The organism is Streptosporangium sp. NPDC003464 (genome assembly GCF_053588315.1).
The window spans coordinates 1-23,163 of the sequence record NZ_JBSFPS010000155.1 but is presented as its reverse complement, the minus strand read 5'-3'; the positions used below and the strand labels follow the sequence as shown (position 1 = coordinate 23,163).

The 23,163-nt window shown below is 68.1% G+C and carries 23 protein-coding genes and 4 pseudogenes; 12 read left to right on the top strand and 15 right to left on the bottom strand.

Annotation, left to right across the window (positions count from 1 at the left end; all coding sequences use genetic code 11):
- On the bottom strand, positions 1–197 hold a 197-nt coding region (locus tag ACWDS7_RS29445), incomplete at its 3' end, for a hypothetical protein (protein WP_451931903.1).
- 43 nt (positions 198–240) lie between these two features.
- Complete coding sequence (locus ACWDS7_RS29440) at positions 241–894, bottom strand: hypothetical protein (protein ID WP_306872475.1); 654 nt, start codon at positions 892–894, stop codon at positions 241–243.
- A 454-nt stretch (positions 895–1,348) separates the two neighbouring features.
- On the opposite strand from ACWDS7_RS29440, the gene ACWDS7_RS29435 reads away from it, so the two are divergent.
- Positions 1,349–1,864, top strand: coding sequence for a hypothetical protein (locus ACWDS7_RS29435; protein ID WP_355528359.1), 516 nt, complete (start codon positions 1,349–1,351; stop codon positions 1,862–1,864).
- A gap of 28 nt (positions 1,865–1,892) precedes the next feature.
- Here ACWDS7_RS29435 and ACWDS7_RS29430 read toward each other — a convergent pair whose 3' ends face one another.
- Complete coding sequence (locus ACWDS7_RS29430; protein WP_451931902.1) at positions 1,893–2,732, bottom strand: IS5 family transposase; 840 nt, start codon at positions 2,730–2,732, stop codon at positions 1,893–1,895.
- 35 nt (positions 2,733–2,767) lie between these two features.
- Here ACWDS7_RS29430 and ACWDS7_RS29425 point away from each other — a divergent pair, with 35 nt between their 5' ends.
- Positions 2,768–3,418 (top strand): hypothetical protein, encoded by a 651-nt coding sequence (locus ACWDS7_RS29425; RefSeq protein ID WP_451931901.1) that lies wholly within the window; start codon positions 2,768–2,770, stop codon positions 3,416–3,418.
- 109 nt (positions 3,419–3,527) lie between these two features.
- On the top strand, positions 3,528–4,127 hold the full coding sequence (locus ACWDS7_RS29420; RefSeq protein WP_451931900.1) for an SMI1/KNR4 family protein: 600 nt from the start codon (positions 3,528–3,530) through the stop codon (positions 4,125–4,127).
- A gap of 21 nt (positions 4,128–4,148) precedes the next feature.
- Here ACWDS7_RS29420 and ACWDS7_RS29415 read toward each other — a convergent pair.
- A pseudogene (locus ACWDS7_RS29415) lies at positions 4,149–5,022 on the bottom strand (IS5 family transposase).
- Positions 5,023–5,301: 279 nt separating this feature from the next.
- Between ACWDS7_RS29415 and ACWDS7_RS29410 the strand changes: the two are divergent.
- Positions 5,302–5,622 carry a hypothetical protein gene (locus tag ACWDS7_RS29410; RefSeq protein WP_451931899.1) on the top strand — a complete coding sequence of 107 codons (321 nt, stop codon included), beginning with the start codon at positions 5,302–5,304 and terminating at the stop codon, positions 5,620–5,622.
- Positions 5,623–6,086: 464 nt separating this feature from the next.
- Here the strand turns inward: ACWDS7_RS29410 and ACWDS7_RS29405 are convergent.
- The 5 genes and pseudogenes from ACWDS7_RS29405 to ACWDS7_RS29385 all read right to left on the bottom strand — a co-directional run.
- Positions 6,087–6,210 (bottom strand): annotated as a pseudogene (locus ACWDS7_RS29405) (IS30 family transposase); the annotation flags it as partial.
- A 138-nt stretch (positions 6,211–6,348) separates the two neighbouring features.
- Positions 6,349–6,546, bottom strand: a pseudogene (locus ACWDS7_RS29400) (helix-turn-helix domain-containing protein); the annotation flags it as partial.
- 150 nt (positions 6,547–6,696) lie between these two features.
- Positions 6,697–7,278, bottom strand: coding sequence for a TetR/AcrR family transcriptional regulator (locus ACWDS7_RS29395; protein WP_451931898.1), 582 nt, complete (start codon positions 7,276–7,278; stop codon positions 6,697–6,699).
- 308 nt (positions 7,279–7,586) lie between these two features.
- On the bottom strand, positions 7,587–8,483 hold the full coding sequence (locus ACWDS7_RS29390) for an SDR family NAD(P)-dependent oxidoreductase (protein WP_451931897.1): 897 nt from the start codon (positions 8,481–8,483) through the stop codon (positions 7,587–7,589).
- Positions 8,484–9,116: 633 nt separating this feature from the next.
- Entirely contained in the window at positions 9,117–9,923 is an 807-nt protein-coding gene (locus ACWDS7_RS29385) for a class I SAM-dependent methyltransferase (RefSeq protein ID WP_306872543.1), read from the bottom strand.
- Positions 9,924–10,203: 280 nt separating this feature from the next.
- Here ACWDS7_RS29385 and ACWDS7_RS29380 point away from each other — a divergent pair, with 280 nt between their 5' ends.
- A complete protein-coding gene (locus tag ACWDS7_RS29380; protein ID WP_451931896.1) occupies positions 10,204–10,728 on the top strand; it encodes a hypothetical protein in 525 nt (174 codons plus the stop codon).
- Positions 10,729–10,776: 48 nt separating this feature from the next.
- Here ACWDS7_RS29380 and ACWDS7_RS29375 read toward each other — a convergent pair whose 3' ends face one another.
- A complete protein-coding gene (locus ACWDS7_RS29375) occupies positions 10,777–11,589 on the bottom strand; it encodes an ABC transporter permease (protein WP_451931895.1) in 813 nt (270 codons plus the stop codon).
- Positions 11,590–11,651: 62 nt separating this feature from the next.
- Positions 11,652–12,290, bottom strand: a pseudogene (locus tag ACWDS7_RS29370) (ATP-binding cassette domain-containing protein); the annotation flags it as partial.
- Positions 12,291–12,378: 88 nt separating this feature from the next.
- On the opposite strand from ACWDS7_RS29370, the gene ACWDS7_RS29365 reads away from it, so the two are divergent.
- Entirely contained in the window at positions 12,379–13,482 is a 1,104-nt protein-coding gene (locus ACWDS7_RS29365; protein ID WP_451931894.1) for a sensor histidine kinase, read from the top strand.
- Positions 13,479–14,102, top strand: a complete 624-nt coding sequence (locus ACWDS7_RS29360; protein ID WP_451931893.1) for a response regulator transcription factor — start codon at positions 13,479–13,481, stop codon at positions 14,100–14,102. The genes ACWDS7_RS29365 and ACWDS7_RS29360 overlap by 4 nt, the downstream gene beginning before the upstream one ends.
- A gap of 17 nt (positions 14,103–14,119) precedes the next feature.
- Here ACWDS7_RS29360 and ACWDS7_RS29355 read toward each other — a convergent pair whose 3' ends face one another.
- The 3 genes from ACWDS7_RS29355 to ACWDS7_RS29345 form a co-directional block, all read right to left on the bottom strand.
- Positions 14,120–14,566, bottom strand: a complete 447-nt coding sequence (locus ACWDS7_RS29355; RefSeq protein ID WP_451931904.1) for a hypothetical protein — start codon at positions 14,564–14,566, stop codon at positions 14,120–14,122.
- A gap of 293 nt (positions 14,567–14,859) precedes the next feature.
- The gene (locus tag ACWDS7_RS29350; protein WP_451931892.1) at positions 14,860–15,456 is read right to left on the bottom strand and encodes an HD domain-containing protein; all 597 of its coding nucleotides are present in this window, start codon (positions 15,454–15,456) and stop codon (positions 14,860–14,862) included.
- Positions 15,457–16,176: 720 nt separating this feature from the next.
- Positions 16,177–16,488, bottom strand: coding sequence for a hypothetical protein (locus ACWDS7_RS29345; RefSeq protein WP_306872564.1), 312 nt, complete (start codon positions 16,486–16,488; stop codon positions 16,177–16,179).
- A gap of 365 nt (positions 16,489–16,853) precedes the next feature.
- Between ACWDS7_RS29345 and ACWDS7_RS29340 the strand changes: the two genes are divergently transcribed.
- The gene (locus ACWDS7_RS29340; protein WP_451931891.1) at positions 16,854–17,087 is read left to right on the top strand and encodes a hypothetical protein; all 234 of its coding nucleotides are present in this window, start codon (positions 16,854–16,856) and stop codon (positions 17,085–17,087) included.
- Here ACWDS7_RS29340 and ACWDS7_RS29335 read toward each other — a convergent pair.
- Entirely contained in the window at positions 17,074–18,180 is a 1,107-nt protein-coding gene (locus ACWDS7_RS29335; RefSeq protein WP_451931890.1) for a hypothetical protein, read from the bottom strand. The two genes, ACWDS7_RS29340 and ACWDS7_RS29335, sit on opposite strands and share 14 nt — an antisense overlap.
- Before the next feature lie 637 nt (positions 18,181–18,817).
- Here ACWDS7_RS29335 and ACWDS7_RS29330 point away from each other — a divergent pair.
- The 4 genes from ACWDS7_RS29330 (at position 18,818) to ACWDS7_RS29315 (ending at position 23,138) form a co-directional block, all read left to right on the top strand.
- Positions 18,818–19,972, top strand: coding sequence for an MFS transporter (locus tag ACWDS7_RS29330; RefSeq protein WP_451931889.1), 1,155 nt, complete (start codon positions 18,818–18,820; stop codon positions 19,970–19,972).
- 695 nt (positions 19,973–20,667) lie between these two features.
- Positions 20,668–21,189: a SigE family RNA polymerase sigma factor gene (locus ACWDS7_RS29325; RefSeq protein ID WP_451931888.1), complete on the top strand. Its 522-nt coding sequence runs from the start codon at positions 20,668–20,670 to the stop codon at positions 21,187–21,189.
- Positions 21,186–22,382, top strand: coding sequence for a hypothetical protein (locus ACWDS7_RS29320; RefSeq protein ID WP_451931887.1), 1,197 nt, complete (start codon positions 21,186–21,188; stop codon positions 22,380–22,382). The genes ACWDS7_RS29325 and ACWDS7_RS29320 overlap by 4 nt, the downstream gene beginning before the upstream one ends.
- Positions 22,383–22,904: 522 nt before the next feature.
- On the top strand, positions 22,905–23,138 hold the full coding sequence (locus ACWDS7_RS29315) for an SMR family transporter (protein ID WP_451931886.1): 234 nt from the start codon (positions 22,905–22,907) through the stop codon (positions 23,136–23,138).
- Positions 23,139–23,163: the final 25 nt, after the last annotated feature.

Below are 23,163 nucleotides of genomic sequence, written 5' to 3'. Positions count from 1 at the left end.
CCCGCGCCCAGACCGACGCGACACGCACCGAGCTGGAGGAACTGCGCCGCGCCGGCGACGAGCAGCTGCGCGCCCTGCGCACGCAGCTGGAGGACACCCGCGCCCAGGGCGCGGCTACCGCCGGGATGGGTGTCCCACAACTGATCGCCGACATCGTCCAGGCACACCATCTCCCCGCCCGTGCAGACAGGCTTCACCCAGTTGCCCTCATCCGCGGTTGCCGATCAAACCGGCAGGAAATCAGGGGCGCAGCAGGGGACGTCCTTCACGCGCGGCTTCCCAGAGTTTTTCCGAGGCATCTCCGGTGTCGCCGTCCAGGAACTCGGGCAACAGGATGTCAGCCGCGTCATCCGCGTCGGAGTCTTCGAGGTAATCGCCCTCGGACACGCGCAGCCGACGGGCCTTCAGATCACCGACAAAGGTGACGTCACCCCTGTCCCATGTTTCGAGCCACGCGCCCGCAGATGCAGCACCGTGTACGACGAGCATTCCCATGTCGGAGAGTTCCGTCATCAGCAGGCCCCCGACAGTGAGCGAGCCGCCGATGAAAAGATTGCTGTCCAGGAGGCACATCAGGTGCTGCGCGGTGACCGAGCCGGTGATATAAAGCGGCGTGCAGACGTCTGCGTTCAAAAAGCGCATCGGCCCGTTGACCGTCAGGTCGCCATCGATGACGTAAACGGTGTCCTGGGCCAGACCAGGGTCGTTCCCTATCGACAAAGGCCCGTCGACGGTGAGGTCACCCTGGTGAACGAAGAAGCACTCCGGTCCGTCCTCGAAGAGCTCTTCCAGGTCCTCCACGTGGTTGTCGCTGGCCTTGCAGATGTCGTAGCGCTCTGCTGCCTCGGACAGCGGTACTGATTCCCAACGTGTGCTCCACTGCTCGAAGGACACCTGACTCCTCGCGTTCTGTCCGATCCCGGTTGCTGTGCTGCGGGCCGCATGCGGCCCGCAGCACAGCAAAAGCCATCCAGCGAGTCTTGCACACGCCGTCACAGGCAGCATCGGTAGAACTCGCAGTCCAGTCCGTATCTCTGGACAGCTACCCGGAGGGCAGGCCGCGACGGGGCGGGGGTCCTGCCCCGTCGAAGGTCGCGCGGCCCGTCACGGACGTGACGGGCCAGGGAGCGGTGGCCACTGGCCGTCCGGAGCCGGGGTGGGTCACGGCGTACGACTCGGCATGCGGCTGCGGGTCACCCGTCAGGCCCCGAGCCGAGAGGGACACCTCACGCTTTCATCGCAAGTCCCTTACAGACCGCGCGAATAGGGCTTGGGGCGGAGGGCACCAGTGGCTACGTGCCTCGGCTGTCGATCATCATCGTGACCAGGCCTGACCTATGCTGAGCCAATGACCGACAACGGCGCACCCACGAGAAGCTCGGGCGCTGAAGAGCCTGGCGTTGACGCGAAACTGCCCGCGACCGTGCGTATCGCCGGGGTTGTGTTGAGAAGGATGGAGAGCCCTCCATCGCTGGCCTGCTGGACCGGTTACTTCCCGGAGCCGACAGGCGCGGTCGAGACCGGGATGAGTCTGGTGATCGAGCCAGCCGCCCCGCCAGAAGAGGCCACCCTCCATTTCGCTCACGACGTCGTGAGCCACTTCGATGTCTTCGTCGACCAAGCTTTGGAGTACTGCCGCACCCGACTCCGGGAATCGCACTTCGAACTCACAACTGAGGAACTGAGCTGGCTCGACCTTCCGGAGTTGCCACTGGCAGTTCCCGAAGCAACCGTGTGGGCCGACCAAACCTGGGCAATCCGTTTCACGGAGAGCAGGCTCCGGCTGGCGGACCCCTACGGAATCCTCGTGACGTTCAACGGAAGGCAGCCTGTCGACGTTGAGGGCCTCGACGACGAGCAATGAACCGCTCGACGCGCCATCGGGCGTGTGTTCACGGGTGGCGGTTGGGTCGGTTGTCCCAGCGGTGGGTTGTCCAGGCCCGGCGGATCAGGCTGCGTACGGTGATGACGGTGTCGGCGAGATCGAAGAACGCGTTAATGACCGTTGCGTGGTGTTTGTGGCAGCGGGCGAGGCGCTGGAAGGCGTTCTGCCAGGCATGGGTACGCTCCACATGCCACCTGTCGCTTGCCTGGACCGGTGCCTTCTCGCCCTTGTGCGCGATCCGGCCGTCCAGGCCATGTTCGGCAAGCAGGGCGCGGGTCTTGTCGGAGTCGTAGCCGGCGTCCAGGTGCACGGTGATGTCGTCGGGCAGGGGCCGGAGGTCGTCCAGCAGGTCCAGGGTCGCGGCGAGCAGCGGGGAGTCGTGACGGTTCGCTCCGGCCAGGACACGGCCCAGCGGAATGCCGTAACCGTCCGTCATCCCGGAACGCTTCAAGCCCTGCTTGCCGCGGTCGACCGGGGAACGCCCCGCCACCTCACCACCACCAGGCGCCTTGGTGATGCAGCCGTCCACAGCAATCCGGTCCAGGACCAGGCCGACGATCCGGTCGTAGGACTCCAGCGCGATCCGCTTGAACTGCGCGAAGACACCCAGACGTATCCACTCGTCACGACGGCTGCGGATCGTCGTGGCCGAGCACGTCGCATCCGCGATCGCCTCGTAGGAACAGCCGAAACGCAGCTGCAGCAGCTTGTCGAAGACGACCCGGTCACCGATACGCCTGCGATGACAGCCCAACGGATGGCCCGGGTGGAACTCCGGCCGCATTGGCAACAGGGCCGCGAACTGCTCCCACAGCGGTTCGGTCAGCCAGGACGGCAGAACAGGCACAAGTCTCCCCAACGATCACACAATGTCGCCACTCCATGATCGCCAGGACTCGTACCCGCTCTGCCACCAGTCTCCCCAACCGCCCCTATCCGCGCAGCCACTTATTCACGTATGTTCGCCTTGCCGCCGAGCCTGATCCGCCGTTCGTCGACCCGGCTCCACAAACGCTGGTAGCTACGGCCATCGAGGATGACCGTTTCCCCGTCGCCCGCTGCGGCGGCGTGCTCAAGCAGGGCGCGTCGGTGCCCGTACCGGGCCTCCATATATCCCACGAGTGTGCTCAGCAGTGGTTGGCGCTGGCGGGTTCTGTCGTCCATCCGTTCCTTGACGCGCCGCTTGCGGACCCCGAAGCCGCGGACTTCCGCGTCGCTGGCGGGACAGGGCACGACCCAGATCGCCCATTGCTCGGCCTCGGCGGCAGCCCAGGCTCGCAGGTCGGCGTAGAAGGCTCGGATGGCACGCAGGATCGGCTCGAACTCGCGGCGTCCCTTCCCGTCGGCCCGGGCCGCGACCTGCTCTCGTCACCGCCGGTAGAGCTCGCCGTCGGTGCGCAGGTCCGCCTGATCGGACGCGGGCTTTTCGATCGTGGACCAGAAATGGCCGGCCAGATGCCGGGACTCGAACTGCTCGCGATCGTCGGCCACCGGCATCGGGCACCAGGCCCTCCGCTCGGCCCATGCGACTAGAGCCTGTTGCGAAAGTGCTGGGCACACTCGCTGGTGCGTCTGACCCCGTTGCGGCGTTGTGTCGGTGTGACCTCGTAGACTCCCCGGCCACGTCGTCGAAGGGATTGCCGTGGAAGACCCGACAGGTATCGCAGCGCTGACCAAGATCCTGCCTTCAGATCTCGGCGCGGACGAGGAAATCGACTGGTCGGCAGCAGAGACGCGGTGGGGCACGCGGTTCCCGCGTGACTACATGGCCTTCATGTCCATCTATGGCGCCGGCTCGTTCGCCGAGGTCGGCATCCTCATGCCGTTGCCCAAGGAGTACATCCAGTGGGACCCCGGGACCTTCGAGGAGGAGACGGAGAACGCCCGTTACACCTGGGAGATGCTGGGCGGTCAAGAAGGTCTCGACATCGACCCGAACCACATCCTCGCCTGGGGCATCACTTCGGGCCCCGACATCCTGTGCTGGCTGACCACCGACCCCGACCCCGACCAGTGGCCCGTCCTGGTCTGCGGCCGGCACACCCGCGAGGACTTCACACTCTTCCCCTGTGGCATGGTCGAGTTCCTCCGCATGCTGCTCCTGGACGAGTACGACCCCTACCCTCTCAGCATCGACCTGCGTGACGCCTCGCCGCGCTACGTGCACTGGCTCGAAGCACAGAAGCGCTGGAAAGCGGGATTGGACCCCGACTCCGGTTTGCCACAATCAGCCGACCACTAGGTTCTGTCGCGAGAGTGCTGGTCACAGCCACTCGTTGATGGCAGCGACCAGCGCGGTCGCCTCATAGCGAACGGCCAACTTGTCGTATCTCGTGGTCACGGCTCGGTGTCTCTTCAGCCGGTTGATTCCGCACTCCACCGCATGGCGCTCACGGTAGTCGATCTTGTCGAACTTCGGCGGCCGGCCACCTCGCGAACCGCGCTTCTTGCGGTTGCGGACTTGATCGGCCTTCTCCGGGATCGTGCAGCCGATGCCGGTCTGCGCAGGTAGGCACGGTTCTCGCGGGAGCCGTAGACTTAATCAGCCCGGACCTTGTCCGGCCGGGTCCGCGGCCGGCCAGGACTGGTCCGAGGCACCCGGATGGCCTCCAGGACCGGCTGGAACTGCGGGCTGTCGTGCCGGTGGCCGGCGGTGACGAGCAGTGACAGCGGCTTCTGTCCCTGCTCGACCGCCAGGTGCAGCTTGGTGGTCAGCCCGCCGCACGAACGCCCGAGGCCGTGATCGTCGGGCTCGGCGTCGACGCCACCGGGAGGTTCCTTCTGCAGTGCCCCTTTTTCCGCGCCCCGGCGGCGTGCTGGTGCGCCCTGGCGACGGTGGAGTCCACACTGACGTCCCATGTGACGAGGCCCTGCGCGTCGGCTTCGGCCTGCAGCTGCTCGCATATCCGCTCCCAGGTGCCGTCGCGCTGCCAGCGTCGGAACAGGTCGTAGGCCCGGTCCCATGGCCCGTACCGCTCCGGAACGTCCCGCCAGGGTGCACCGGTCCTGGTCCGCCACCGTATGCCGTCGATCAGCTGTCGACGCGTCCAGGTCGGCGGCCGGCCCCACTTCTTGCCCGAAGGCAGCAACGGCTCAAGCCGCGCCCCCTGGCTGTTTGTCAGATCTCCGCGCCCCACGGCGTTTGATCATCTACGACCTTGATCGACTTTCGCAACAGGCCCTAGATGAGACCAGATCAGGAGTATCAGTGATTTTTTGATGGGCGCTGCGTTATCGGTGTGCAGTTGATGCCCGCCCCAACTGCACCACCAAATTGTTTTGCCTCTCTGGTTTCTTTTTCGAGTTTCTATATCGACGCGGGCAGTCCGTCGTTAGATTATTCCGGTGTTCGCTCTCGAACACTCGGGACCTCACAGGAGGGTCAAACCTTGAACCGGCTACGCACACTCGCTCTGGTGTCCGTTTCCGCCGCGTTAGTGATCGGCGTGTCGGCTTCGGCGTCGGCAGACGCACCCGCCCCGAAGGCGTCGACCAGCGCGGCCCCTACCTGTTACGAGCCGGCTCGTGATCAGGTCCTAACCACTCAACAGGGCATCGAGCTCTTCAAGGCGTGCTCCGCGGCGAACGCGGCTGCGGTCCCGGGATGGCATTGGATGGGCAACTACGGGGACGTCTATGCCTTGGCCAACGCCGCCAATGCATGGGGGGCCGGGCCAGGGGAGCTTCTCACCCAGATCATGAGCAACGGCCTTCTGGCAACGTTCATGTATTACTGAGAAGGCAGCTAAACCCAGGGACATGGGGCCGGGTACGGCGGAAGAAAACAACTCCAACCGGCCTTCCGTCGACTTGACGAACGCTTTGTTCTGAGCGTATCGATGCGCCGGATGCCCATCCGCAATCAGAAAAATATTTCCGGCACATCATGCAGCAGATTTTCAGGATGCTCGACAAGCCCGTCCGCGCCGGGTTGGGGCTTGACCGACAACGGAACGGTCGGTGGCGTCAGCGAGCCGACATGGGCGGAGTTGCCGTCGACCACCGTTCCGATGTCGGTGGGCTCGATGTCCGCCTCGGGTGTCGAAAAATCGTTCGGTCGATGCACGTGATCGGCTCAGGGCACCCCGGCCGCGGTCCCAGGTCAGCGAGCGCCGCAGCCGTTGCGGAACGGCCAGGACGCTGCCGGTCAGATAAGGGCGGACCTGCTCGGCCTGGGTGCCCTCGGGCAGCGCGATCGGGCGGGTGTAGCGGCTGGTGCGCTCGACCAGCGTGGCGATGGCCGAGGGGTGGGTGCCCATCACCAGGTCACCCTCCCAGTGGCCGGGCAGCGTGCGATCGTCGGCTTCGGCCGGGCGGGCGCTGAGCGGGACCATGTCCCGCAGGACACCGCGGCCGCTGGGCCGGCGGGCCATTTCCGGCCGACGTGCCCGCGCATAGGTCTGCGCGTCGGCAGGACCGGCCCGGCAATCCTCCCGGCCGCCGTTGCCGGCGATCCCCCGGGAGATCGTCGAGGAGGCCCCGCCCAGCCGCTTGGCCGGCAGCCGAGCGGACACCCCTGCGGCGATGCCCCGGGAGATCTCCTCGCGTTCGGCGGCGGTCAGGTGCCGTGTGGAACGTCGCCGCGGGGGTTTGGCGCACGCCGCCGCTCCGCGCGAGAAAACGGCGGACGTGGTGCATCGGCGCGCCGGCACACGGCCCATCGCGTTGAACGACTCCCCGTCGCGCCAGCGCCGCCAGATCTCGTCTTGCTGAGCAGAGGAAAACCCGTAGTCCCGCTCACGTACCTCCATGGCCCACATGATCATCCATAGGTGGCGGCCGTCGTCTGTGAGAAAACGTGATCCTGGAGCTCACGTGTTCGGCGGGGTGGGGCGCATGCCTTCGAGCAGGGTGGCGAGGTAACGGTGGGCGGTGTCGATCCGGGCGGTGGGGGTGCCGCCGTGGACGGTCACGGCGTGGGCGATGCCGCACATGAGCGGGACGAGGTCGGCGGCGGCGAGGTCGGGGCGGACGGCTCCGGCGTCGCGGGCCCGCTCGAGGAGTGTGGTGCCGGCGGACGCGAGTGACTTCTTGAGTTCCGTGGTGCGCGGCAGGGTGTCCGTGGTCGCGGCGGCGACCGGGGGCAGGGCGGCGTCGGTGACCTGCGCTTCGACGATGCGGGACAGGAAGCCCTCCAGCGCCCGCCAGGGGTCGGCGTCGGCCAAAGCCTGCTCGCCATGCGCGGCCAGGGCTTCCAGGCAGGGAGCGGCGACGGTCTCCAGCAGTGCCTCGGGGGTGACGAAGTGCCGGTAGACCGTGGCGACCCCGAGGCCTGCCCGGCGTGCGACGTCGTTGAGCTGCAATGCGGCGCCCTGATCGACCAGGTCGCGGGCGGTGGCGACGATCCGCTCCCAGTTGCGGGCGGCGTCTTTGCGCAGCTGTGTGGTCGTCATGTGAAGAATCCAGGTTGCTCGTCTTGGTTCACAGGCTCGTCGTCTGATCATATGCGGGCGTTCCCGCGCGACCTGGCTGTCGGGGCTGCCTGGCCCGCCCACCGCGGGCTGTCAGCACGCGTCGTGCTCCTGGCCGAGGAAGCCGGTGATGATCTCCAGCTACTGGTTCGGCGGTCATGGTTGTGCCCTCATGCGCAACGGGCGAACGGGGAGCGGTGGGAGTTCGGTGTGTTTCCCGAGAGAGCGACGGGAGCGCGCCGGCGCTGGTCGTGTGACCGGCGGGCGGCCGGGGACGCACCTGCCGATGGTCATGCATCCGCTCTGGCCGCAGGCGCGTGGGTCTCGCTGAGCAGGTGTACGGCCTCGGCGATGCGGCGGTCGGTCGCCGCACGGAACGGGGCGACGGGGTGTGCCTGGGGCCCGATGACGAGGCCGGTCCGGCCGGTCAGCGCGTGGTCGGTGGCGGCGGTGATCGAGGGCCTGGCCGCCGCGGACGCCGGACCGGAGGTGGAGCGTTCGAACTTGCGGCGTACCAGCGGCCACAGCAGCCGCAGGGCAGGAGAGACGATCTTCGGGTCGGTCAGGGTGCCGTTGGTCATGTCGGTCGCGGCGCCTCCGGGATCGGCGGCGAAGACTGACACGCCCGTGCCGTCCAGCCGCCTCGCCAGGTCGAGCGTGTAGGCGAGGTTGGCGAGCTTGGCGCGGCCGTACCAGTGGAAGCCGTAGTAGCCGCCTGGCGGCTCGACGGCGTCGAACACCCGCTTGGCGGCGCCGACCGCGCCCGAGGTCACGTTCACGATCCTGCTCGGCGCCCCGGCGGTGAGCGTGGGCAGCAGTAGTTCGGTCAGCAGATACGGCGAGAGGTGGTTGACGACGAACGACGCCTCGACGCCGCCCAGGTCCGCGCGCTCGGCGAACATCGCCCCAACGTTGTTGACCAGCACCGTCAACGGTTTCCCCGACGCCGCGTGGTCGGCGGCGATGCTGTCGGCCAGCGCGCGGACCTGGTCGAGCGAGGCGAGGTCGGCGGACAGGAACCGGCCGGGGTGCGCCGGTTGCGTCGCGTTGATCCGCTCAACCGCCCTGGCTCCCCGGTCGGCGTCGCGCCCGACCACAGTGACCGCGAACCCTGCGGCGGCCAGCCCCAGCGCGGTCTCCAGGCCGATGCCCCCCGTGCCGGCCGTGACCACAGCTGTCTTCATCATGAGCCCCTCCACCCAGATAACCGGATAGTTCATCCGCTTAGGTGGGACAGTAACACAATCGGATGAACTATCCGCTTAATGCTTCGACCGGTGATGACAGTCGGCCCTGAAGAGGCCCCGGCAGTAATCGCGGAAAATCCAGTGGATATACCCCTGACCTGCCCTGACGCGAGGGCGCCGCAGGACTGGCGCGCCGGTCGGTGGGTGCGGTGGACTGGACCGAGGATGCCGCCGACCTTGCCCAGATGCTCCAGGTCGACGCTGGTCGGCGAGATCCGTTGGATTTTCGGCGAGCACTACCGGGACCCCATGACACCGGGGCGATGCCGATCCCGGATCAAGGGCGAAGACGTGTGGAACAGCTACCCGGCGGCTGGGGACACGCTCGGGAGCGGAGGGCCGGACTGTGGCCCTCCACTCGGGTCGGCGTCACCCAGGGTGACGTAGCTGTGCGTGATCGGCTCCGTTGTCAGGCAGGAGTTTCCCCCCGCATCGGGCCTTTCATCTGCCTACCCAAGAATCTGCCTACCAAGAAGGCGGGCGTTCCCGACGATCGAGGGAGTCGGCAGGTGCGGGTGCTGCCGTTCGCTTCGCGGCGGGCGGGCCGCTGATGAATGGCCGGATCTTCTGCGATCAAGCGGGCCTGCGCGCTTGAACGGTGTGCACGGTGAAGGACACCGCCCGGAAAACGGGATGGACGATCGCCGCACGGGCCGCCTCGAGGTCCGATTCCGTCAGACCGTGCGCCAGCAGGGCCGGCTCCAGATGCCGGCTGTTGCTGAGCAGCAGCGCCGCCCCGGCTGAATCCGGTCCCCATACCTCGCTGTGACACTGTGGGTCGACGTCGGTGAACCCGGCATCGGTGAGGGCGGCGGCGACCTGCGGGCCCCAGGACGGGTCGGCGCCGGCCGCGCGCAGGACGCCGACGAGCCCGAGGAGATAGGCGTGGTAGGCCTTGGCATCCTGCGGTGTCGCCGCGGTGAGGATCGGCCAGTGTGTGGTGTCGATCTCATCGATCTGGATGACTCCACCTGGCTTGAGCGCGGCGAGGAGCTTGCGGAGAACCTGGTGGCGCTCGGGGAGGTGGCTGAGGACCAGACGGGCGTGGATCAGATCGAAGGCATCGTCCAGCAGCGGATCGGTGGTCACATCATGCCTGGCCACGGTGAGACCGGGAACGTCGGGGATGAGTTGCGGCTGGATGTCGGTGGCGAGCACGCGGCCGGTGGGGGCGACGCGTTCGGCGAGCCAGACGGCGACGCTGCCACCGCCGGCGCCTATCTCCAGGCATTCCCAGCCATCGGTGATCGCGGTCTGTTCGAGGCGCTGGAAGGTGCCGGGATCCAGCAGCCGGGCGAGACTGTCGTGCTGGCCTCCGGCATGGGCGTTGGCGTTGTCGAAGGCGTAGGCGGGACGGGCGCCATCAGACCGGTGGGTCATGGATCTCTTTCGCTAGGGGACGGTCGCTGGATGGTCGGTCGCGGCGGCCGGGTCCGGCGAACGATCGTCGGCGCACGTCCGGGAGGTCGATCGCTGCCATCAGCGGTGCCGCAAAAAAGAGAATCGGGTGTCTCTACGCTAACCGATCTTGACGTCTCCCTGACGGGTCGGCCGCTGTCCGGAGGCGGTGCTGGTGACCGGCGGGACTTCGGGCCCGCGGTGGCGGTGCGGACCGCGGAAGCTGTGTGAGAGCACCGGCCGGTCGGAAGAGATCTTGGGCGTGAACATCGAGGACCTGGACTTCGCCGGACGCCGATGCCAGGTCAAGGCCAAAGGTGCGCGGACCAAGGCCCGCCCGCGCGGCCAGGTGCGTGAAGACTCCGTGCTGGAAAACCTCTACTGGGACGCCGGCACCGCCCGGCTGCCGCCCCGCCTGCTACCCCGCCTGCTCAAGGGCCGCACCCACGGCCCGGTGTTCCTCCCCCACCGCCGCCCCGGCCCCGGGAAGGTGGTCGACGCGCGAGCCGTGTGCCCCGACACCGGCTTGGCCCGGCTGTCGTATGGGCAGACCCGTGCCCTGCTGGATGAGCACACCGCCATCGGCGGGCCGGGCACAGGCTGGGATCTGCACGAGTTCCGCCACTCGGCCCTGAGGCACCTCGGGCAGGCCGGAGCGAGCCTGCTGATGCTGATGGCCAAGTCGCGGCATAAGAAGCCGGAGAACCTGCGCCGCTACTTCAATCCCTCCCCAGAAGCCCTCGCCGAGCTCACCAGCTTGCTCGCGCCCGGCGACACCGGGCGCTGAGCGATGGGTGGGACACCCCCACTCAAAGGTTGGGTCAGCGGTCATCGCTCACATGTGGGCGGGGCCAGAACCAGACGGGCTGACCAGGGGCATCCCACAGCGTTTGAGGAACACAGCGCTAGGACACCGCTTGTTGGCGAGGACCGCGATCAGCAGCGGTACCACAGCCCAGGCGCCCAGGACGGCGAAGGCGGCCGCGTCCGGCATGATGTCCGGCATCTGCTCGATGAGCTGGAGCGCCGGATAGCCCGGCAGGATCCGGTTGACCACCTCACCCCCCGGCAACATCCGCCCGGCGAAGGGAACCAGCACCATGAGCACCACGAGCACGGAGATGGCCACGACGCCGTTGCGGAAGATCGCACCGAGTGCAAGGCCGAGCATCGTGGTCATCACGATCATGAGCGTGCCGCCGCCGATCACTGCCCATGCTCCGGCGGGTGGCAGCGTGAGGTCGAACCCGGAGGCTACCGTGTGCCCGTACAGGTATCCGGGGACCGCGATGAGCAGCGAGGTGGCGATGGCGATCCCACCCAGCACGGACGCCTTGGCGAGCAACACCCGTGAGCGCGACGGCGTGGCGACGAAGGTCGTGTGAATCATGCCGGAGGTGTACTCACCGCTGATCGACATGGTGCCGAGCATGCCGAGCGGCAGCTGAGCCAGCACGACTCCGACATAGACGGCCACGACGATCCCCATCGCGGCCTGCTCGCCCGTCTGACCCGGGTCCCAGCGCGAGATCACGGTGGATGCGCCGAGCGCGGTGAGCGCGAGCGCCGTCAGCACCCCCACGCCCAGGGCCCACCAGGTCGAACGCAACGTGCGCAACTTGATCCACTCGGCGGCGACGGCATTCACGACGCGCTCCCTTCGATGACATTCATGAACGTGTCCTCCAGCGACATCCCGGGCCGCACGAACTGCGTGATCTCCGTGTCGGCCAGCAGCCGGCCCCGCCCGATAACGATCAGGTGATCGGCGGTGACCGCCATCTCGTGCATGAGATGGCTGGAGACCAGCACGGTCCGCCCCTCGGCTGCCAGCGACTTCAGCAGCCCGCGCAGCCACCGGATGCCTTCGGGGTCGAGCCCGTTGAGCGGCTCGTCGAGCAGCAGTACCTCGGGATCGCCGAGCAGCGCGGCGGCCAGCCCCAGCCGCTGCTTCATGCCGAGGGAGAAGCCGCCCACCCGCTTGCGCCCCGCTTCGCCGAGCCCGACCAGCTCCAGCAGCCCGCCGATGCGCGTGCGGGAGATCCCGTTGGCTCTGGCCAGCCACTGCAGGTGCTGCTCGGCACGGCGTCCGCCCTGCACGGCGCTCGCGTCGAGCAACGCGCCGACATGGGTGAGGGGCCTGTCCAATGTCCGGTACGGCACGCCGTTCACGGTGGCCCGTCCGGAGGCCGGCCGGTCGAGTCCGAGGATGATCCGCATGGTCGTGGTCTTGCCCGCGCCGTTCGGCCCGAGGAATCCGGTGATCTTTCCGGGGGTGACGGTGAAGGACAGGTCGTCGACAGCGGCGCTCTGCCCGAAGCGTCTGGTCAATCCGATGACTTCGATCATGTCCGTCACGATCCGCCTCGGCGGCCGGCCCGCGCATCGGTCCTGAGACCGATACGCGCCGCCGAGCCCGGTGGCTAGGGTCGAGGATGTGCCTGATCAGCCCCGACTCCCCCTGCTGAGCCGGATACCGGACTGGGCCTGGGTGTCCCTCGACACCGTGGTGGCCCTGCTGCTGGCAGCCGGCTTCCTCGGGCTCATCACTTCGCGTAATCCCGCGCCGCCCGACGTGCTCGACCACACGGTGGCCCTGGCCACCAGCCTGCCCCTCGCGGTCAGGCGCCTGTGGCCGCGGGCGGTGTTCGTGGTCGTGCTGGCCGGCGGGCTGGGGATGCGGGAGTTCCTCATCCCGCAGGCGGACCCGTTCGGCCTGCCGCTCGTGCTCTACACGCTGGCCACCCGGAGCAGGGCAGTGCCCGCGCTGCTCGCGGCGGTGGCGGTCACGATGCAGGGGGTGGTGGAGTTCCCGCTGCGGGGCCAGATCATCGACCAGCTCGGGCTGGTGCTGGCGATCGTGGTGGCGGCCTGGTCCACCGGCACCGCGGTACGGCAGCGCAGGCTCTACACCGAGCAACTGGCCGCCAAGGCAGAAGAGCGGGCCCGTGCCGAGGCGGCGAGGGAACGTCTGCGCATCGCCCGCGAACTGCATGACGTCATCGGTCACAGCCTCAGCACGATCGCCGTGCAAGCCGGCATCGAACGGCACATCGGCGGCGTCGAGGAGATGAGCCGCGCGCTGGGCTCGATCGAAGAGACCAGCAGGTCGGCGCTGCGCGAGACCAGGCGCCTGCTCGGCGTGCTGCGCGAGGACACCCCGGCAGACCTGGTCCCCGCTCCCGGGCTCGACGACCTCGACGACCTCCTGGCCAGGACCAGGGCCGCGGGCCTGGAGGTGGAGCTGCGGCTCGACGGCGAGGTCCGGGGGGAGATGGAGCTCACGGTCTACCGGATCGTGCAGGAAGCGCTGACCAACGTGCTCAAGCACGCCGGGGCCCAGCGGGCCACGGTGATGATCGAACGGCAGGAAGAGGAGCTGGTCGTGGAGATCACCGACGACGGCAGGAACGCGCGGGAGCGGCCCTACGGCCACGGGTTGAAGGGGCTGCACGAGCGCGTGCGCGTCTTCGGCGGCGAGTTCGAGGCGGGCGTCCGCCCGGTGCGTGGTTTCCGGGTGATGGCGAGGTTGCCGCTGTGATCAAGGTGCTGGTGGCCGACGACCAGCCACTCATCAGGGCGAGCTTCCGCCGGCTGATCGACAGCGTGCCGGGATTCCGGGTGTACGGCGAGGCCGCGACGGGCGCGCAGGCAGTGGCCGTCGCCGCGAGCGAACCACCCGAGCTGGTGCTGATGGACGTGCGGATGCCCGAGATGGATGGCATCGAGGCCACGCGCCGCATCTGTGCCGCGAACCCGCAGGCCCGCGTGCTCATCGTGACCACCTTCGACCTGGACGAGTACGTCTACGGAGCGCTCCAGGCCGGCGCCGCGGGCTTCCTGCTCAAGGACACCCCGCCGACCGAGCTGATCAGGAGTGTGCAGGCCGTCGCGTCCGGCGACTCTCTACTCGGACCTAGTGTCACGCGGCGGCTGATCGAGCGTTACGTGAGCCCACCGGTCCGTCGCCTGGACATCACCGAACGCGAGCGGGAAGTGCTGGTCCTGGTGGCGCGCGGCCTGTCCAACGCGGAGATCGCGCAGACCCTGTACGTCACGCTGAGCACGGTCAAGACGCACGTCAGCAGCCTGCTGCTGAAGCTCGACGCCCGTACCAGGGTCCATCTGGTCATCGCCGCCTACGAGGCGAATCTCGTCTAGAGCCCTTCAAAGTCGATCTACGACACGCCGCTGATCGACTCCGAGGCGGTCCCCAGCCCCGATGCCCTCGATGTGCCCGGCTGCTTGCGGTCACGGATGGCGCGCAGCCAGTTGGCCGAGGCGAACGCAAGCTCCAGCAGACGACCATCAGCAGCGCGGGCGGGGATGAAGTCGCGGGTCTTGCTCCAGTAGGTCAGAGCGTGCTCCAGCACGCTGCGATCGGCTGAGGTCGCCTTCGTGGAGAACGTCGGCGGCTCCAACCGGGCTTGGGCCAGCCACTCCAACGCGGCGTTGATCAGGTCCGGCGGATGGTTCTTCACCCACGCCGCCCGGGTCATCGCCTTGGCCGCGATCCTGCGCGCCTTGGCCGGCGCGTAGCCCATCACCTCGCGGCGCCGCACCAACACCCGATGCGACTCAGCCGTACGCGGCGAGGCATACACCGGCATGACATCCTCGCCCAGCTCCAGGCAGCGCCGGTTCCAGGCAGCGCCGGGCGTACTTCACCACCGCGAGCGGCACCTCACGGGCCTTGGCGGAGCGGCCCAGCCGCTGAAAGCACTTCAGCGCGAGCGACAGCGCCGGCGTTCTTTGGGTCGGTTACGGCTCGGCCGCGGCAGTTGAGCCGTATCGGGCTCGCGGCGGCTCCATCTCGACAATAAAACCGCCATGTGCGCGGCGCTCCCGCTGTAGGTCACCGGGTCTCTTTCATCAGCCAGGCCAGGGTCCATGCATATCGAGACCGAGGAAACTCCTGTTACACAACGGCGTATCCGTGTGCAGTGATGAACGGTGCGAGATCGGGAGCCCCAAAGCTTTCGCACATTGACTCGAAGACCAGGGCCTTGTCTTCGCCGAAACGGCGGATCTGAGTAGCGTAGGACGCGGCGGAAACAAAAGTTGGGGGGCTGGTTTTGCTGTGAAACTTGTCCGCGTACATTACGAGTTTTTCCTCGCCTGATTCTGCCACATAGTCGGCCGGCGGTAGCGGGAGACCCTGTTTCTGCACGTCGTTACGGCTAATGCCCATACCCGTATGACAAGAGCAAAAGCGGCAGATCATTTCCGGGAAGCCTTCCTCCAGGAGGAGTTCGTAGCCGAGTATCCCGTGGCGCAGGTAGCGCGCGTGATCGAGTTTTCCGTCATGGTCATACAGTCGATAGACCCCAATGTCATGAAGCAGACTGCCGGCTCGTACCAGGTCCGCATCGAGGTCAAGGCCAGCGCGGTCGAGAAGTTGTTCTGCGATTCCGCATACGATCTCACAGTGGCCGTAAACAAGATCGAACGCTTCCTGCGTGGGCGCATGTCTCGCGTGCAACCGGCGAATCTCTCTGTCTGTCGGAATCTGCATGCCGGGAGTCTAGCAACTTGTGAACATAAATGTTCTATCTCAAAAATGAACTCTGTTTACGCTGGAGTTCCGCAACCCGGCGGGGCCGCCTTCGGCTCCCCGAGTCGGATCCTGCGTTCGCGCGTTTCGGCGCCGTGGCCGGCCAAGGGAAAAGCCTGACGGGACTGCGTGGCAAGGGGCGGCACCGGAATGCGGCGGACACGGACCGCACCGGGACAGCCCGGGTTTGAGGAACCTGGGGACAGCCGTTAGCGCCGGTCCTCACCGACCTCCGAGGGCGGCTGCTGAACTGGGGGCTCTGGCACGCCACCACGGCCGTCGCGATCAGCTGCCCGGCACAGTCCGGGCCGTGGCCGCGCTTCTGTCCGGCCAGCAGAGAGCTGATCATCCGGCCGCTTCCGCCCGGTCCGGGGAACAGAAAGCGTGATCGATGAAGTGTCACCTCAGCGGACCATGCCCTCATCGCAATCACGCACGAGGTCGTTAGAGCGTCCAACGGAATGAGGCGGCTCTCTTTCAGCGCCGGTGCGGTGAGAACCTTCCCCAGGTGGGCGGCGCCCATGGACGGCCCCCCAGCTGGGCGGCGCCCATGAACGGTGCAGACGCGATCACACCTCATTTGACAGGAGCTCCTCTTTGACAGGAGCTCCTCGCCGGAAGCACCGCAGCCGGCCACGCCCCGGCGGTACCGCCCCTCGCGGCGGTACCGCCGTACCCGCGTCAGGAGAGCGGGCGCACGTCCACGCCGTAGCTCAGGCGATCGATCCACCATGGTCCGCAGCTCGCTATGCTCCACTGGCCGCTGTTGGTCGTCACCCAGCCGCCGTCCCTGCGGCCGTTGATGCACTGGACCCACGCGCGAAACTCGTAGGCGGGACCGTTCGTCGCGCATCGGGCGGAGAACGAGTTCTGACCGAAGGTGTAGTCACAGTCATTGACTCCTGCCGACGCCGAGCTCAGCACACTCGACCCGACGGTAACGACTCCCGCCGCGAGCACGGTCGCGGCGAGGACGCGCAGGGTTCTTCTCATACCCTCTCCTAGTACTGGTGACGGATGGCCGTTTCACGTTCTGTACGCCCCGATCCGCGCCTTGCTTCGGGGATCTGCAACAGAGTGAATTCTTAGGAAACTTTCCTGAATGAAAGATACGTGCCAACCGGAGCGCGTCAACCCTGCGCGTACCGACAACCTCATCCGCCCAGCGGGTGCCGGAAGAAGAGCGCTTCATTCGATCGGACGCCCTTACGGCCTCGCGCATGATTGCGATGAGGGCATGGTCCGCCGAGGTGGGGGCGCCCGTAGTCCTGGCCGAAAATCCAACGGACCTGCTGTGCCGGCAGCCCCGGCTCGGCCGGTCGGCCCACCACCGACTAGAAGCGCGCCAAGGATGCCGAGTGCTGGGTCCGCAGCTCGGGCTCGACCAGTCCACCCCGTGGTCCAGGCAGTATCACCTCAACCAGCAGCGCGGCGACTTCACCGTGTGGCCGCTGCGTCCGGTGGGCCGGGCGTACGTGGCTCCGCCCGGCCCGGGCGATCGGAGCGTGCCGGGGCCTACCAGCCCTTGCTCCGGGGAGGAGGACGGCGGCTCGTGGTCCGGGGCGAGGACGCCCGGGATCAGGCGATGGTGAGCGGCCCGTCGACCAGGTACGCCGCCAGCGGAGCGGTCATCCGGGTCCGTGCCGGCGGCTGCAGGGCCAGCCCGTTGGCGCAGGTGGCGAGGTGGCCGACCTCGTCGGAGGCCGTGGAGTCGAGGTGGCCGAGCAGTTCGACCGCGCGCGGGACCACCCGGGAGAGGGCGTCCTGCACGCAGTACCGGACGTAGAGCGAGTCGGCGAGCGTCGACTCGTCCGGGCCGCCGTCGTCGATCCGGCGGGCGAGGCCCTCCGCGGCCGACATCGCGCCCTCGGTCTCCACCAGCAGCTGGACCCGCTCGGACTCGGGCACCCGGCTGTCGAGCAGCACCCGCTCGACCAGTGCGCCGGCGGCCCCGAGATGGCTGCCGGTCATCAGCAGCTGGTACCAGGAGAAGCCCGCGGTCAGCAGTACGTCCAGTTGCCCGTCGAGGGCCGAGGTGCGCACCACCATCTCCGGCGCCACCAGTACGTCATCGAGGGTGACCTGTTCGCTGTCCGCCCCCGCCCCGCCGACGCTCACGCCCTCGCTCTCCGTGGGCACCAGCGCCAGTGCCGGTTCCTCGCCGGGGCCGTCCGAGCGGGGAACCATGACACCGGCGATGAGCAGGTCCATCGACCCGGCCAGACTGGGCGGGCGCGTCACCCCGCTGATCCGCACCCCGTCGGGCCCCTCCGTGGCGGTCATGGAGGGGGAGAGAACTCCCGCGCCGGGGCGCTCCTCGGCGAAGCCGAACGCCACGAGGTAGTTGGCGGAGGCCACCCCCTCGACAATCATCCACTTCAGGCCCTCGTCGGGGATCAGGCCGGCCAGGGTAGCCATCGAGAAGTGATGCAGGGTGGTGGCCACGGCCAGCGACGGTGCCCTGCCGCCCAGCGCGCGCTGCACCCGCAGGGCGTCCAGGGCGGTGGCTCCCCGCCCCTGGTAGGCGGTCGGCACCAGCAGCCCGGGGCCGCCGCTGTCACGGAAGAGCCCGAGGCCGGGGCTGCTCGGGCCCTCCAGCTCCATGAGGGGTATCGCCCGCAGGCTCTCGTCCAGCCCCGGCAGCAGCTTCGCCACAGTGGCGCGTTCCCGCTCCAGAAAACGCATGTCCTCTCCCACTTCCCCTGGGACGACCACCCGGCCGGTGGCCCAGGCCGACTCACAGCGCCCGGGTGGCGCGCAGCCACACCGCCCCGGGGCCGGGCCGCCCCTGGAAGGCAGGCTACTCGGGCAGCACCGCGTGCGGCGCCCGCTTGACCCCTATAAGAACAATTCGGCGTCACCCTCGCGACGGAACCCGCGCCGGATGCTTTCGGCAACGGCGTCGGGCTGCCTCTCGGCCTGCTCCTGCTCCTCGTCGACGGACCGGATCTGTTCTTCGGCAATCGCCCGGGAGGGCCAGAGCGTCGCGGGTCAGGACCGGCCGGAGAGCCGCAGCCCGGCGGCGCGGCAGCGCTGGGCGGCGTGTTCAGCATCGGGCGACCGGGTGCCCGTTCTCCGGTGAGGCCACCGCCCCGCCCGCCGGCGCGTCCGCCCCGGTGAGGGTGCGCCACCCTGAGGACCGCGGCACCATGGACGCCAGAGAGTCGATCTTTGTTCCGATCCGGTGACGGCACTCCCTGCCACGTCTGCGGACAGTTATGTTTCTCCTATGTGCAAGCTCCCGGATTAGTCGGTGCCACCGCTCTCGGTGTCCTGACTCATCTCCCGACCGGCCGCCGGTCGGGCTTTCTGTGGAGCTTCCATGTTCAACAATCGTGCCGTTCTGCACGCTTTCGTCGCGGCCAGTGTCGGCCGCCTGTCCTTTTCCACCATCGGCCTTGCCCTGCTGCTCGCCACCGAGCAGGCCACTGGCTCCTTCGCTGTAGCGGGCCTGGCCCTCGGGGTGTTCGGCGTGGCGAGCGTCGCCGCGCCGGTCAAGGCCCGTCTCGTCGACCGCCTGGGAGTCAGGCGCATGCTGCCGCTGCTCGCCGCGGGCTACGCTGCGGCGCTCCTGCTGGCCTGCTGTTTCGACGGGCTGCACGTGCCCGCCGCGGCCGTCGCGGGACTCACGGCTCCGCCACTCGGTTCCACCATGCGCGCGATCTGGGCGCAGCTGCTGCCGGACCCGGCCGACCGGCAGCGCGCCTACAGCCTCGACGCGGTGGTCGAAGAGGTCCTCTTCGCCGCCGGGCCGCTGCTGGTAGGCGCGATCGTGCTGTGGGCCACGCCCGACACCGCTCTGGTCCTCTGCGCAGGGTTGATGGTCGTGGGCACCGGGACCCTGGTCACCTCGTCGGCGGTCCCCAAGCCCGTTACCGTCAAGCGAGATTCGCACTGGGCCGGACCACTGCGTGGGCGTGGCTTCCGTGTCCTGGTCGCGGTTGAGTTCGCCGTCGGTCTGGGCTGCGGGCCGGTCGAGGTGGCCGTGGCCGCCAAGGCCGAGGTCGCGGGCCAGCCCGCCGCCGTGGGTTACCTGCTGGCGGCGATGGCGGTGGGCAGCGCGATCGGCGGGCTGGTGTGGGGACGGGTCAAGCACGGCCGCCGCACCTCGGTCATCTTGGCCCTGCTCTTGACCGTGCTGACCACCAGCGTCGCGGTCGCCTCCTTCGTGCCCTCCCTGCCCGCGCTCGGTGTGGTGCTGGCTGCCTTGGGCCTGGCCAGCGCTCCCGCGCTGGTCGTGGCCTGGCTGGCCGCAGACGAGCTGGCACCGGAGACAGCCCGCCTGGAGGCCAACGCCTGGGTGACCACGGCCGCCAACCTCGGTGTCTCCTTCGGCGCCATGCTGGCGGGCCTGGTCATCCAGCACTCGACGGCCGGGCTCTCGCTGGCGGGCGGCGCGGGTGTTCTCGCGCTGACGACACTGGCGGTGGCGGTCTCGGGCCGGAGCCTGGACCGGGTGATCAAGCCGGTCTCCTGACGCGCGCTGCGATCGCCACAGGGGATCGGCGTGATCGTGGAGGCTGTGAACGGACAAGATGATCTGCGGCTGGGCGGGCCTCCCAGCGTTCTTCTCCCGAACGTGATCTCAGCCGCCATGTAGCGGTGAGGTCCTGTTCTCGGAAGAGCTGAGCTGGGATTTCACGTCGGAATCCCAGGTGTTCCCGGAAGTCGGTAGCGTCTCCGCTTCCGGGAACACGGTCTTCTTGGAACTTCGGGGACCCGCACTGATCAGCTCACTTCGGGGCTGGGGCCACGTCCGGGAGGAGGACGCCGGGACCGGCCGGAGAGCCGCGGCCCGGCCCGTGAACGCTAACGGCCCGTCAGGGGCGGGCCGCCTGAAGACGTAGAGAAAGGTCTCATCCGCCACGTTGACCAACTGTGTCCCACTTCGGCTGATGCTCTGTGCTGTCCCGGGAGATGCTTGACACCTCTGTCCCAGGGACATGTTTGACGGGTGCCGTTGTCGGCCGATCTTCCGTGCGTCTTTCGCGGGCGCCGCGCGTCCGGAAGCCGGGATCGGCCCTGGTTGACATGTCCGTTGTCGAGCAGCGGTATCGGGCTGTGCCGGCGGTGCTGCCGACGGGGTGCAAGGACGTAACCGGAAATTTCAGCTCGGGCGGACCGAACCTTTCGACAGGTCACCGGAGTCGGTAACGGTCGAGAGGAGTCGTCTTGGACCGCAATGACAGCTTCCGCGAGTTCGTCGCCGGCCATCAGCAGGCGCTGATGCGCACCGCGTACTTGCTCACGGGAGACGCCCACCAGGCCGAGGACCTGCTGCAGAGCGTCCTGCTCAAGGTGCTCGGACGCTGGTCGAGGCTGTCGCGCGTCGAACGCCCCGAGGCGTACGCGCGCAAAGCGCTGCTGAATCAGTACATCTCGTGGCGGCGGCGCCGGGTCAGGACCGAGCTCCCGACCGCGGACCCGCCCGACCGGCCGTACTCGAGCGAGGAGTCCACCATCGTGCGGCTCGTCATGCGCCGGGCTCTCATGCGGCTGCCGCCCCGGCAGCGGGCGGTGATCGTGCTGCGCTACTACGAGGACCGGACCGAACGTGAGACAGCTGAGCTGCTGAACTGCTCGATCGGCACGGTGAAGAGCCAGGCCCACTACGCGCTGGCCCGTTTACGCGAACTGGCACCCGAGCTGGCGCCGAAGCTCGCCGGCATGGAAACCGAGGAGGCCTACCGATGACCTGGCTGAGAAACGCGCTCGTCGACCTGGCCGACGAATCTCCACAGGTGGACCTGGCCGAACGCACAATTGCGACGCATGACCGCAGGCGGCGTACCGTGCTCTCGCTCCTCGCGGCGGGCATGGTCGTGGTCATCGCTTTCGGCTTGACGGCCACCGTCCGGCTGCTGCCGGACGGGCCGCAGGAGGCCGCTTCCCGAGGCGACCTGCCGGCACGCGGGGTGGGGCCGCTGAGCCACGCGTACAAGACCTTTTGCAAGCCGGACAAGGGGAAGGCGCCGAAGGACTGCCGGGACGGAGGCTGGCGGGTGGTCACGCGGAACGGGAAGGCCTACTACGTCACCGAGGCGCTGCCCAGCCTCAGTCCCGGGCGTAGCGGACTGCGGGACAGCCCACTGGCGATCAGTCGGGACGGCCGGAAGATCGCCTACTACAGCGCCAAGGAAGGGACCTTCCAGGTCCGCGACCTGGCCTCGGGCCAGAAGACAACGGCAGCCGACAAGGTGCCGCAGGGCTGGCTGGGCAGCATCTCGCGCCTGATGCTGTCGGACGACGGCCGGTTCGTGGCCTTCAGCAAGGTCCCGGACTTCAAGGACCCCGCGCTGCTCATCGACATGCGTGACAGGGTCGTCCGCCAGTTGCCGAACCGCTGGGTCCCCATCGGCCTGTCCCAGGACGGCGCCACCATCACACTCGCGGAATACTCGCCCAATTCGCAGCTGCGAACGATTTCGAACCTGTGGCCGTCCTCCTCGGCGGGCAACTCCACATCGGTCATCCTGCCGAAGCACTACCACTTCAGCCCGCTCGCTCCCGACGGGAAGACCGTCGCGGTGATCGAGGACCTCAGCACCGCCGAGAAGCCATGCCGTTATGGCGACCTCGCCCTCATGGACACGCTCACCGGCAAGCGGCGGAAGGCGACGGCTTTCAGCGGCCTGTCCCCGGACGTCTCCCAGATCTCGCTGCGCACCTGGCTCAGTGCCGAGGAGGTCACGGCTCTTACCATGTCCGTGCAGTGCAGGCCGGCGTCCAAGGTGCCGGACGGCGAGCCCGCGGTGATCGACCCACCGTATCGGACCATGACCGCCTACGCGGTGAACGTCAGGACCGGGAAGGCCAGGAAGATCGCTACGTACAGAGCGCAGGGCTTCTTCCAGATCGTCCTGCCTGGGCCCCCCGGGGCGCTGTGACCTCAGGTCTCAGCCTGCGGCAAGTATTCGCCCTAGCCGGCCCCGAATGCTAGCCGGCTTCGAACGCCCACGTCACCGCTGAGATCGCCTGTCGCTTAGGGCGTGCGACAGAACCGCCAGGCATCTCATGGGACTGGACAACGTTGGCCACTGTCCTCTAGGCCCTAGATCCCAGCTCAGACGGCCGATGGACCTCTAGGGTGCCCTCTAGGTCCAGAGCCCAGCCCCTCTAGGTCTAGAGGGGCTGGGCTCGCCAGTTCATCAAGATGCATCGGTACATCGCGGCGGCCGGTCACGCCTTTTCGGGACCGGCGGCCATGTCACCGAGACCGTCTCCAGCAAGGCTGACCTTCACCGGGGGCGCCGGGTCCGGCGGGGCTATGGTGGCCAACCCCGCGAAGCCTCATTCATGGCCGGACGGGTGGCGCGTGAAGGTGATGCCGGAGGGGACGGGCCGCCTGATCCGAGAGGAGGCAGACAACGACCCAGCCCAGATGCCTGACCGGAGGCGGCGGGCCGGCGGTGGCCCTGGGCCGCATACCCGACAGTGCGGTGGTTCTGTCCGTCAGCACCCCAGCGCGGTGTCTTTCTGCCCTATTCCGGCCGCACTCCATGGAGACCCTACCCGTCGGTACGGCCTACGCCGTCTTCACCGGCATCGGCGCAACCGGCGCGATCATTCTCGGCCGCGCCGTCATCGGCGTCGCCCTGACCACGGCGGCCGACACCGCCAAGGTCCAGTGGATGGCCTGGTAAAGGAGCCCCTGAAACATGCCTGTTA